Origin of the sequence: Synechocystis sp. LEGE 06083 (assembly GCF_015207725.1) — a bacterium.
Classification (GTDB): domain Bacteria; phylum Cyanobacteriota; class Cyanobacteriia; order Cyanobacteriales; family Microcystaceae; genus Synechocystis; species Synechocystis salina.
The window spans coordinates 1-11910 of record NZ_JADEWJ010000002.1 but is presented as its reverse complement, the minus strand read 5'-3'; the positions used below and the strand labels follow the sequence as shown (position 1 = coordinate 11910).

Below are 11910 nucleotides of genomic sequence, written 5' to 3'. Positions count from 1 at the left end.
CCCTTTCATCCATGTGATGCCTATTTGAGCTTCTAGCCCTAACAGCATCCCCTGACAACCCAAAAAAGTGCCCTAAATCAAGGGACAGGGGCAAAAAAAAGCACCATCTCCGGTGGGGGAAATAGTGCAAAGCAGGGGGGAAGTCTAATCAGTCAACTTATTGGTGTGCTTGGTCATGGCACTGACGACAGATACAGGTAATGGTATGGGGGAAAAGAATCTCCTGGCCGCGGAAGTCGTAATTCAAATGATGAACATCTAAAGTATCCCTCAGGCCGCAAAACTGACATCTATACCAGGCGTTGTACCTACAATTACGTGCCACAACCCGCCAATAATCAGTGCGGAGGAAATCTTGGTAGTTAAGGGCAGCAAGGTGATCCGCCTCAGCCTGATCGTAAGTCAACAACTTATGCCAAAGGGAATATCGTTCCTTCCAGTGACCATATCCATCATCCAAAACAGCATAAGTAGCAATCTGATTGCGGACATGGCAAAGATGAGAACTGATAGTGGCATGAAATTGCCGGGAATATTTCTCCTCCGGTAAGCTGAAATACTCCTCCAGAAACTTTAAATAAGGGGCAAAAAAATAACCAATAGATTCAGGAGTAGCGGTAATGATCCTCGACCAATGGGGCTGTAGTGCATTCCACAAAGATAAACTAGGTTCAGTAACAGCCCCCTCAAACAAAGCTGTCCGCATTATAAAGATACCAGCCTGGGCATGGTGTCGCCGATTAAGGAAAGTGAGTAATCGAGTAGAGTACTCTTGATAGCGCACCTCCTTGGGACGAGCAAAATACTGCTTATAGGTGTAGTCGTGGTAAGACCGCAAAGCCAAATCAACGGATAAAATATCCTCCTCAATAAACAAATAGTAGGGTTGAAGTTTTTGCACAGAAACCATCGATAAAAATTGCTTGATATTCTGTGCTCGAACAGGATCGACGTAAACCATAACTGTCTGCTCCGATGGGCAATAAACAGTCGAGAAAAAAACAGCGAAATTAACCCCGCCCAAAGGAGGAGGATAGGAGGTATTAAAAAGAAGTAAATGCCTTAGTAACGAGACGGAGACAAGAACCCTGATACGCGCCTTATCTCGCTGTAATATCTTCTCGACTCGTAATACAATTATATCATAAATAGAAACATTTATACTATATTTATAATCTTCTTTCTCGTGAAGTAAATATTCTTTTTGACGACCCCATAAGCTTGAGGCTCAGATTAATTATTTAGTAGAGTTAGTTTAGGTTGTTAATGTCTTATTTTATAGGTCAATTTCAATAGTCTGCCATTGCACGATTGAAATAATTATCATGTTTATGGTTAGTGTTTGTTCATCCATAAGTTCCCCCAGTTCTGTGGCCATATTCTAGTTTGCCATAGCGCCAACTCATAGAATGGAGACGAGACTCATTATTAAAATCTCTTGTTCTTTTCTGAGCCTTACTTTCCGTCTCAAGCTATGTTTCAAAAGCCCCTTTAAAATCTTTGTATATTTTCTCAAATTCACTAACTTTGTATGATTTATTCTGAGAATTATTAATAGCCTTATAGCAAACATTAATAACAAATGATGAACAAGAATCTTTAGATTTATTTATATTAATAATATTTAGCTTTTTTAGGCTTTATATTTTCATAATCATTACTAGATACTATTCTACGCGCTAAACTTAATTTTTTACTAATTAATGTTCTAGTTAGGGAGAATTGTAAATTTTGGCAATATTTTCGATTCAATCAATCGGGACTTTAGAAAAGTCAGGTATGATTTTTGGAAGCGTATAAATACAATATAGGTAAGCAGTCAGGCAGAAATCTATGGAAAAGTCCAAATCAGAATTTTTTAACATTTACGGCCGGGGCGGGGTATTACGTTCTCAAGCTGATGAAGCGGCTTGGTTCAATGACGAAAGCAGATCCCGGCCTATCCGTTGGGCCATTGCCAATGAAATCAAACGACTTAGTCAAGAGGATAGGAAGTTTGCTTGAAACAATTTAAAAAGGGAAACCCCAAGCACTCGAACTTTGGTCGGCGAGAGTGCTTGGGGTTAACAAACAAATCGAACAAATCGAATAAAAGGCTAACCATCCGGCGGGGAGGGGGCCTTGTCCTATGCAATTTTTAGCAATTACCAGGGATGTCGGCAATAGGGCCGGTCAAAAAATTTTAACCCTGGGCAACGGGTTTTCCCTCATTGTACAGCTACCAACCCGGCTATTTATCTGGGTTATAGCCCTGCTGATTTGGTTATGCCCGCGGGCAAAATTTCTTGCTCTGGGCATAGCCGATTGCCATCCGTGGCCATCGGTTGGCAGGGGGGGGCAATGGGATTAGCCAAAAGGATGCTAGGGGATCGGCACCAGCCCAGGGGCGTAGTTGCCAGCAATCGAGAAGGGTTGATGGTCAAGATTAATGGACACCTGGAATGTATTCCCATCAGGAAATGGGCAGGGAAAGAAGCCAAGTTGCATTTCTGCCAAGGTGGTTTCCGGGTAATGGTTGAGGGTGGCAACTATTTTGCAGTGGCCATCAAGCCTAAGACTAAACCCCAGCCCTGGGAAGTAGAGAAGCCCATCAAGCTAGACCCCTTGGGGGAAAGGTTTACCCAGTATTTCAACTTTGGGAGCTATGCCATTGTTAACAACGGGGAAGGGTGGAAAACATTACAGCACCGCATCAGCACCGCCAAAATTTGGGAGTTATGGAAAGACCCCACCACGGCGATCGGCTTACGGTTTGGCAAAGAAACCACCGTTGGTCTTCTGGACATTGATGCCACCGGGGAATATCACAATGAAGCCGATTTACAGGCAATGCGTGAGGCCTTGGAATCTATTGGCATTGGGGAGCAAGTTTTAATCCAGTCAAGCTATAGCGGCGGTTGGCACCTGTGGTTTGGTTTCCCCCAGCAAGTCCCCACCTTTGCCCTGAGCTGTGCTGTACCTGAAGTTTTAGCCCGCTTTGGCTTTGACATCAGCCCCGGCAATTTAGAGATATTCCCTAATCGCAAGGGTTGGACTAAGGGGGAAATCACCAAATACAACGGCGGCCGGTTGCCACTACAGCCCGGTTCAGGCAGTGCCCTGCTTGATGATGACTTTGCCCCCTATAGCCAAAGCCTAGAAGTATTCCTAGACCAACTGGAAGAAACGGCGATCGCCTGTGACATTGACTTGCTGTTGGAAGCCTGTACAGAAGCCAGGGCCAATTACAACCCTTTTGCCAAGCCCAACGGATTTGCACCGCACAACAAAAAAGCAAGGCAATGGAAGTTACAGGATGCCCACGCCATTGCCCAACCCTGGGAACCTCACGACAGCAATACCCGGTTAGGAATCATTGCCCGCTATGGAGTGGTATTTGAAAGACTGACCGGGGATCACTTAGTTAATTACATTGTCCAAACGGCGATCGGCACCCCGGACTATTCCAAACATTGCAGACACCAAGGGGAGATAGAAGCCTGGGCTAGCCGTTGGGCCCACTGTGCCGAAAGGAAATATTACGCCTATGAACCGAAGAAAAAAAACAAGCCCGCTGGCCCTAGCAACGATGAACGGAAGCAAGCGGCCATGGAAAGGCTAATCGAGGCAATGGAAGACCTCAAACTTGACGGCAAGCTACCCAATGGTGTGAAGGCTAGGGAGAGGTTATTAATCCAATTGATTGGAATATCCAAAAGCAGCCTATGGAAGCCGGAATATCTGGAGCTATGGCACCCCCGATTTGACCCTGTACTCCACGGTGATCGCCTACCTATCATGGAAGAAGCTCAACACCAAGCCCAGCAAGGGATTGAGTCGATAGCCCCACACCCCCCAACAAAAACCTTGAGTTGCCTTTCCTTGTCGCCTACTCGCCAGCATCAAGAATTATTTACGCTTCTTCTGCCGGGTAGAGATTTCTCTCCAGAACTTTTTCTATGCGCTGTACTATTTTTTTGCGCCTCAACTAAAACCAAAATGCCCCAATCCCATACAGGGAGGGAGATAGACGCATTTTCAATACAAAATACTGTACTAATTAAACCCAGATTAGCGATTGTGAATAACTCCGAAAGTCAAGCCCAGAGGCAATTCCAGCCATCAGTTAAACCAGGGACTCGAATTATTAACCGCCCGGTGTTGGTTCCGATCACCGATGATCCAAACCTGCAGGGATTAAAGCCGGGGGACTGGGTGATTGAACCGGATAGACCCGATCGCCTGATGAAGTTAGCTTCGATTGACGGTGACGGGATTTGGTGCCGATTGCATAAGCCAGATTGCCAAAGCCCTGGGTTGATTGGTTCCCTTGCCTACCTGCCGGAATTGCAACACGCCCCGCCTGAATTGATTGCCGAATATTTTCCGAACGGCGATCGGACCCACCAACCCAATGGAGGAACCGCCCATGGCTAGTCAAATCACCGCCGCAACAATTCAACTTAGGGATTACCAGGAAGCCTTACTGCAAGGAATCTTTGAGCAGTGGAAGTCAGCCCCTAGGGTTATGGCCCAGTTACCAACCGGGGGAGGAAAGACGGTTATTTTTTCCGCCATTGCCCAAGAATTTGCCCGGCACGGCGATCGGGTTTTAGTCCTAGCCCACCGTGAGGAATTGATTACCCAAGCGGCCGCCAAATTGGAAACGGTAACGGGGAAGCCGGTAGGAGTTATTAAGTCGGGCATTGCCTCCGCCCCGTTGTTCCCGATACAGGTGGCATCAGTTCAAACCTTGGTTAACCGGTTGAGGGAGTATCCCGATTTTGGTTTGGTTGTTACGGATGAAGCCCACCACTCCACCGCCAAGACCTACAGGAAAATCTTGGAGGCTTACCCCGGTTCCTATCAGTTGGGGGTAACTGCGACACCAATTAGAACCGATGGCAGTGGGTTCCGTGACTTGTTTGATGGCCTGGTATGTGGCCCAACGGTGAAGGAATTAATAGAGCTGGGGCACCTGTCCAGGTTTAAGTTATTCGGTGCCAAGTCGATGGAAACCAAGGGAGTCCGCACGGTTGCCGGGGATTTTTCCGCCGCTGGATTAGCCAAAGCTAACAACGTGGTTAAGTTATCCGGTGATTTGGTGAAAGCATATCGCCACCATTGTCCCGATCGCCGTTGCTTGGTATTTGCCATCAGCGTTGCTTACTCCATGGCGATCGCCGCCCGCTATAACGCCGCTGGTATTTCCGCAATTCACCTTGATGGGGAAACTCCCTCAGATGTGAGGAAGGAAGCCTTAGCCCGTTTTGCTGAGGGGGAAATCAAAGTAATTAGCAACTGCGGACTATTTGGGGAAGGTTTGGATATTCCGGCACTGGAAGCCGTGCAGATTGCCCGCCCCACTAAATCCCTTGGGCTGTGGCTTCAAATGGCGGGAAGGGCATTAAGGCCCGCACCTGGGAAAGATTTTGCAATATTGCTTGACCATACAAAGAACCACATGATCCACGGATTGCCCACCCGGAAACGGATATGGACATTGGAAGGAGTGGAAAATCTTGATGGCGATCGCCGGTTGGAAAGAAAACCTGATGGGGAAATAGTCGAAGTAGAGCCAACCGAAATAGAAGAACAGCCCGCCCAATTGGTGGAAGTGGAGGAATTGGAAAGCCCTTGGGGGGAATGGTGGGGAAACATCCTAGCCGTTCAACAAAGCCGGGGCTACAAAGTGGGATGGCTTTATTACCAAATTTGCGACGCTTGCCCCCCTGCTGATGTCTGGATTGCCTACGCCAATTTCCTTGGGCGATCGCCTACCTGGGGAATTTCTCGCTTCATTGAACAGGAAACCGCCGGGGAAACCAAAGCAACTCCGCCACCATTGCCCAGCTATGCCCGCAATATTGCCCCCTAATTTGCCCAAAGCACAACACTCCTAGCACCTGACACCATGCGTTATCGACCAAGGACAGACCATAATCAAGCCGAGATAGTCCGCATACTGAGGAAAAAGGGTTGCTTGATATTTGACCTTTCCACAGTTGGACAAGGTTGCCCCGACCTAATCGCATTGAACCCCAAGGGGGAAACCGTTCTGATTGAAGTTAAGAACCCTCAACCGTGACCGCCTCACCACTGCACAGGAAAAGGCGATCGCCATGGGGTGGACTATCCACGTTGTCCGAAGCCCAGAGGAAGCCCTTGCCCTAGTGGACAGTACAGAAAAGGCACTCCGTAGGGATTAAAGTAAAGCCCATCAGGGTTGCCCTTTCTATCCCTAGATACGGAAATTTTTATGGGCGGTGGTGGTGGGACAGACAGTTATCTGTGCTTTAATCTATCAATATTATTTGATATAAAGGAATCCTTACCCTGTGCGAGTTTTAGCCATTGGAGGAAGCGATCGCCGTTGTGCCGGTTTAATAGTTTTGTTTTGAATTTGGGAGAATTAGCTTAAAAAACGGTGGGATCGTTGCCCATTTTTTCCTGTGGCGAAATTATTTAAAAGCCTTACCCTGTGGGAGCTCTGGAAGTTTAAGGGATTTTGATATGTCCCAAACCTTTCAACCGCTGCACATAGGATGGTGGGGAACTGAGCCAAGTGTTCGGGGCTTTAATTTACTGCTTTTTTTGCCTAGCCCTGGAAATCTATTAGTCATTGCCATCGCCATTGTCTAAGTCACATTACGTCGGTCAGACCGACCCAATAATTTTCAAAGGGGATACATCAGGCAGACCCCCTTTGTCTTATTCCTCCGCCTGGCAGAGGTAACACCCTTTGACGGGATAAAAGGGCATGGAAGCCGAACACCTCAAACCCTTTACTGTCAAGGGCTACGGTCAGTTTAGGCAGCTGTTGCCGAACACCGACTAACCCGGTTCAACAATTCCGAAAACTTCCTACTGTTCCCAACAGCGATCGCCAATGAAGAGAACTCAGAAAATGATTAGGCGTTGCCGCTGCCAAAAGCTTGGTAGGGAACGGTGAAATATAGTGTTTTAAATTTAGTGGTTTACTTGAACTCGCTGGGTTTCCGATCAACCCGGTTAAAAAATTCTAAAAATTAAGGGCTGTTCTCGATAAAGGCGAGGCTGTGGTTTTGAAAAGAATCTTTTAATTCCGGTACTTTCAGCGATAGGACACTTACCACGATCTCTATTTTGGGTCTTTTTTTTTTGCACTAACATTTGTAGTTCAAACTGGGGTCTATCTAATTTTCCTGCCCTGAATTAATTTCCCCGTAGACAAGAAAACAATACCTCTTTACTGTGTCAACTTGACCAAAAAGTCGCAAACATTTTTCCCGTGTCACAGTTTGCTATGTCAAAAACGGACGATGATGGTAAGCAAGAAAGGGGTCGTGATACTACCTACCCCCCCGCAGTTTAAGCATTTGAAATGGGTTAACCATTAGCACTATGCCTAGGGATTGGGGAAAAATCCAAACTTAATTTTCCTCGTTGACTGGATACCATAGCCCGTTCCTAAATTCCCACGGTGGCACGACGATCGCCTCTTGGCTTCCCTTGGGTCTGTATTCCGGTGGAGTGTTGCCCAATTTCTTGCCCCACTTCTGAACCGTCCGTTCATGAATTCCTAGCCTATCCGACCCCATGCCGAGATACGTGTAAAAACCTTCACATCTAGCTGAAACGTTTGTGGAGTAGGGATTTCATGGTGTACTACTAACTACTGTGTGGCTTAAGGATAGGAAAGGGAGTGCCATGATTTCCTCTAATGGGCTGGGGGGAGTGAGTAAATCGAGGAAGTAATCGCCATAGCGCTTGATATGCTTGGTTAGGTAAGGGCTGAGACCCGCCAATAGCTCAGGGGTAATGGGGTAGCCATCGTCATTCAAAGCCTGAATTGCTTGGGATAAATCCACTGTATTCTGCAAGATGATGGCATCAGCAACAAGTTCAAGGAACTTAAGGCGTTTCTCCTGCTCCACAGGATCGTTATCCGTGATTAAACCAGCCTTGGCAAAGAAAACCCAATCAAGGAACTGATGGTACTGCTCGACCTTATTAGTGCAAGCCGTGATTTGCTGCCTAAGTTTAGGCTCAGAAACATAACGCAACAAAAAGAGCGTCCTAATGACATTGCCAAGGGCTTGAAATGCCTTGTACAAGCGATTCTTACGGCTGTAGCTATTCAGTTTTCTGAGCAATGTCGAGGGCATTAGCTTCCCAGCCTTGATTGAGAGTACCACCCGCATCAAGTCCTTCCAGTGGGTTTGAATTAATGCCCATTCAGGTACTCCTTTGAACAACGGCTCAATTAACTCATAAGCATTATCCACAGTGGGTTTCAAGAGTTTGAGGTCGTGCCAATTGCGAATGCGAGGCATCAGCTCAATACCAAGTAAGAAAGAAAGCCCAAACACAGGCGAGGACTGACCTTGAGTATCCCCATGAAGGATGCCTGGCTGGATGTCCGATGTATTTTTGATTAACCCATCTAGGATATAGACCGCCTCCCACACAGCACAGCTAATGAAGTGAGTAAACAGGGCAATGTACTGATCTGAAACATGGTGATAAGCAATGCCTCCATACCCCCTGTATCGGATGTGATACTCCGAGCGTAGATTATTCTCATAGGTCTCGAACTTACTACCATCCGCCGCCGCACGGTCCCCGGTGCCCCAGCATTTTGGTAACTGCAGCCGATGGTAGGCATTAACAATGTCCCGAATGGCAACCTGTAAAGCTTCTATGCTGATATGGCGACGGCTGGTATAGGACAGTTGATGAGCTGTGGTCTGCCCCTGTAGATGGCGGGCTGTTTGGTTTGGTCCCAGGTTACAGCCATAAGCAAAGGTCGTGAGGATATATCGCTCAGTCGCATCCGCCAACTTCGGTTCAGAGCCAGAAAGGGGACCCAGATGCCGTGTCCAATGTAGCCAGTGCTCCACATTACCGAGAATATCAAGCACAGTGCGCTCCGGCATTTTCTCAGAGAGAGCCAGCATAAAGGCTTCGGCATCCTTGGGGACAGGCGCTGCCGGCACTCGTTTCAAGACGGGATCTCCGTCATCATTAAAGGAAATTTGTTGATCTACCTGGAGTTGGACATCTACCTCATCCGCCTGTTTTTTTAGCGTTGCCTGCAACTTTTCAATCAGTCCTGCCGCTGTCGCCGGAATACCCAAATTGTCACAATAGTTGGCTACCAAAGGCTCGCAATCATCCCAGGACAATAACTGCTGACGAAAATCGGCATACTCTTCTGAGCCAGTCACAAAGGCATCACCATTGATCAATTCCACTGCTAGATAAGCAAAGATACAGACCTCCAAATGCTGTCTGACAAGTTTTTTTTCACCATCGACCGTGGAGATGACCAACTGTCGCCAAGCGCCACTAATAAAACTGACGTCAATGTCCATCGGTAAATACTTGCGCCGTTTCTCTTGATGAGCCAAAACAAACGCCATCGCATCCATTAGGGTCGAATCTTCACTGGTCGAGCGGATATCAAGTATTCGTACTAGCTTAAACAACACCTTACGGTAGGGGGCATAGAACCGCCACATAAGTGATAGATGATTCTGAGAATTATAGGCCCGCAGCTCTTCACATTCAGCTAATAATTCTTCCGCCCCACCTTCCGCCGCCAGTAATCTTTGCATTGACTGCTGAAACGGCAGCGCCTCAGATTTAGTCACTACCAGGGTGAGGGTTTGACTGAACAGTCCTAATAGTCGCTCGGTACGGGCCAGATGTTGTTCTCTGAGTTCGAGTAATCGTTTACGGGCATTGGCATCTATTTTCCGCATCCTTTTGAGGAACATTTCTACTAAATTATCTTGCATCGTCACCTGAGCGCGATAGAGCAAACAAAGTAAAAGGGTACGGCGTTTCGCTAGGTTAATGTCCTGGAATTCTGCGATATCCAGAGTCTTGGCATAGGCCGCTAAATATTTAATCTTGGTGGTTGTCACCCCATTCAACTGGCGCTGTGTATCCCCAAAGGACATCAGCTCATCAAAAGCACGTTGCAGATTGGCAAAGTGCTTCAAACTCTCCTTCTGGGGGGGCGCTTTGAGCTGGTTCAAGAAGGCCCTGGTCTCAGGCATCGGTTGAGTAATCAGTCCATCAAGGTAATCTTGTTCGTCCTGGTTAAGTTGGGAACAAACTTGCTCGAATAGAAGAGTGTGGTTAAGGGCACGTAGGTGTCCAGCTAGTCGGTCGAGGGTGCTGAAGGCGGGTAACTCATAGCTCTCTTTAACTAGGGCTTCTATTGCCACATTAATCAGGTCTGCGGGGTGATCCATCACCGTCACGGCTGTTTCAATTGCAGCGGTAGCAACCTGCTCGCCGTCAGTGTCATAGGATTTGACCTGAAGATAGGTACGAATAATCTGATAGTAGCGATAACAAGAACCTTCCGGAGCAACTGGTGAGATGGTTTTTGCTAGGTTTAGGTGTTTACAGATATGGTCTATCACTGCAACGGGAACGACGTCGGACTGGGGAAAGTAACCCAAGCGTTGAAAAGACTTTAAGAGTACCAAGAAACTGAGGCGGTTAGATGCCCGGCGCACCCGTGCTCTTGCCAGTACCAACTCTTCTACAGTGGGGGTATAAAATGCGGCTAATTCTTCTGGGCTGAGCACTTGCTTGAAGTAAGGATAGGCAGTGCGGTCTAGCGCAGTCATTCTGGTACAGCAGAGACGGAGGGAGCCTGGCTGGTTGCTTGATAAGATTGACCGCAGAAAGGACAAAATCGAAAGGTTAAGGACACCAACTTCTCACCGCAGCCAGCACAACATTTTTGGAGAGCGGTGCCGCATAGGAAACAGAACTCGGCACGGGCATCAGTCCAAATGGGGTCTGGTGCGGTACCCGGTTGCCAGCAGTGGGGGCAAAACTTCAGGGACGGGCCTAGGGTTTCAGTCTGGCCCCGAGCCACGGACTCCAGGTAATCCATCGGCACTTGCAGGGCTATGGCTAACCCGGATAAGGTACGGCGATTAAGGGAGCACGTTTGACCGCGTTCAATCTTGCCAAGGCTTTGCAGATGTATCTCGGCCTTTTGTGCCACCATCTGGCGGCTTAATCCGAGAGTTTCCCTCTGCCGAGTAACATAATCAGCTAAGGATTCTTGGTTTTTTGGCAGTTGGCGAGCATCTAAAGTAGACAATAAACTATACCTTCAGATATTTTAAAAAATGTTATTCTAGAACTTATTAATAATACTTATTTTACCCTCAGGTTATCTTAAGTGTGTCCCCTAACTTAGCTACAGTTACAGCTCAGTTTCTGAAACGACCTGGTTTAAATCAGAAGACAATCAAAGGCTATGAGTCAACGTTGATGCCCCTCTTGGCCGAGTATGGCCGATGGCCTATTAACGCTCTCGAACGGACTGATTTCGCTGAGTATTTGCAAGGGCTTACTTATTTGGCCCACACCACCCGACAAAAGCATCAAGCTATAGTTCAAGCTCTATTAAATTTTGCTGTAGAACAAAGGTATATAAAAAGTAATCCCATTGCTCGTCTGCGGCAGCCAAAGCCTGATGCTGAGCAGGGAGAACATATTTCCGATGAACCGATTCGTTATCTAACAGAAGCTCAACTCCGATGCCTTTATCAAGCCGTCGCATCAGATATTCGGATGCAAGCGATTATTAGTTTGCTACATCGCAGTGGGGCACGTATTGCGGAAGTGCTACAACTCAATCTTGATGACATTGATTTTGATTCGCAACGGTTTCAGGTTGTGGGCAAAGGAAATAAACAACGATGGTGTTTTTTTTCTCAAGATACGGCACTTGCTCTTACTCAATACCTACAATGTGAACGGCATCTTGGTGATGATGCGCTATTTACAGCTAGACAACCTATCTCATTAGCTGTTTCTCGAATCAGCTATCGTCGGGTTCATCAATGTTGGCAATCCTTGATTGCACCCTATCCTGAGTTAAAAAAGGCTCGGTTACATGATTTGCGCCATACC

Annotated in this window: 8 protein-coding genes; 5 read left to right on the top strand and 3 right to left on the bottom strand. The window is 47.2% G+C overall.

Going from position 1 to position 11910, the window contains the following annotated elements; genetic code table 11:
- Positions 1-157: 157 nt before the first annotated feature.
- On the bottom strand, positions 158-961 hold the full coding sequence (locus tag IQ219_RS00240; protein ID WP_194071329.1) for a hypothetical protein: 804 nt from the start codon (positions 959-961) through the stop codon (positions 158-160).
- A gap of 872 nt (positions 962-1833) precedes the next feature.
- On the opposite strand from IQ219_RS00240, the gene IQ219_RS00235 reads away from it, so the two are divergent.
- From IQ219_RS00235 to IQ219_RS00215, 4 genes are all read left to right on the top strand, one after another.
- A complete protein-coding gene (locus tag IQ219_RS00235; protein ID WP_194071328.1) occupies positions 1834-2004 on the top strand; it encodes a hypothetical protein in 171 nt (56 codons plus the stop codon).
- Positions 2005-2313: 309 nt separating this feature from the next.
- Complete coding sequence (locus IQ219_RS00230; RefSeq protein ID WP_228016595.1) at positions 2314-4416, top strand: hypothetical protein; 2103 nt, start codon at positions 2314-2316, stop codon at positions 4414-4416.
- Positions 4409-5857: a DEAD/DEAH box helicase gene (locus IQ219_RS00225; RefSeq protein ID WP_194071326.1), complete on the top strand. Its 1449-nt coding sequence runs from the start codon at positions 4409-4411 to the stop codon at positions 5855-5857. The genes IQ219_RS00230 and IQ219_RS00225 overlap by 8 nt, the downstream gene beginning before the upstream one ends.
- A gap of 184 nt (positions 5858-6041) precedes the next feature.
- Complete coding sequence (locus tag IQ219_RS00215) at positions 6042-6188, top strand: hypothetical protein (RefSeq protein WP_194071324.1); 147 nt, start codon at positions 6042-6044, stop codon at positions 6186-6188.
- A gap of 1428 nt (positions 6189-7616) precedes the next feature.
- Here IQ219_RS00215 and IQ219_RS00210 read toward each other — a convergent pair.
- Together IQ219_RS00210 and IQ219_RS00205 are read right to left on the bottom strand one after the other, a co-directional pair.
- Positions 7617-10607 (bottom strand): Tn3 family transposase, encoded by a 2991-nt coding sequence (locus IQ219_RS00210; RefSeq protein ID WP_194071323.1) that lies wholly within the window; start codon positions 10605-10607, stop codon positions 7617-7619.
- A complete protein-coding gene (locus IQ219_RS00205; protein ID WP_194071322.1) occupies positions 10604-11092 on the bottom strand; it encodes a zinc ribbon domain-containing protein in 489 nt (162 codons plus the stop codon). Before IQ219_RS00205 ends, IQ219_RS00210 begins: the two co-directional genes overlap by 4 nt.
- A gap of 260 nt (positions 11093-11352) precedes the next feature.
- Here IQ219_RS00205 and IQ219_RS00200 point away from each other — a divergent pair.
- Positions 11353-11910, top strand: a 558-nt coding sequence (locus tag IQ219_RS00200) for a tyrosine-type recombinase/integrase (protein WP_368667535.1), incomplete at its 3' end; no start/stop codon positions are given.

Excerpts from the sequence above, each read along its gene's own strand:
- IQ219_RS00240 (WP_194071329.1), bottom strand. The coding sequence starts at position 961 with ATGGTTTACGTCGATCCTGTTCGAGCACAGAATATCAAGCAATTTTTA.
- IQ219_RS00235 (WP_194071328.1), top strand. The coding sequence starts at position 1,834 with ATGGAAAAGTCCAAATCAGAATTTTTTAACATTTACGGCCGGGGCGGG.
- IQ219_RS00225 (WP_194071326.1), top strand. The coding sequence starts at position 4,409 with ATGGCTAGTCAAATCACCGCCGCAACAATTCAACTTAGGGATTACCAG.
- IQ219_RS00210 (WP_194071323.1), bottom strand. The coding sequence starts at position 10,607 with ATGACTGCGCTAGACCGCACTGCCTATCCTTACTTCAAGCAAGTGCTC.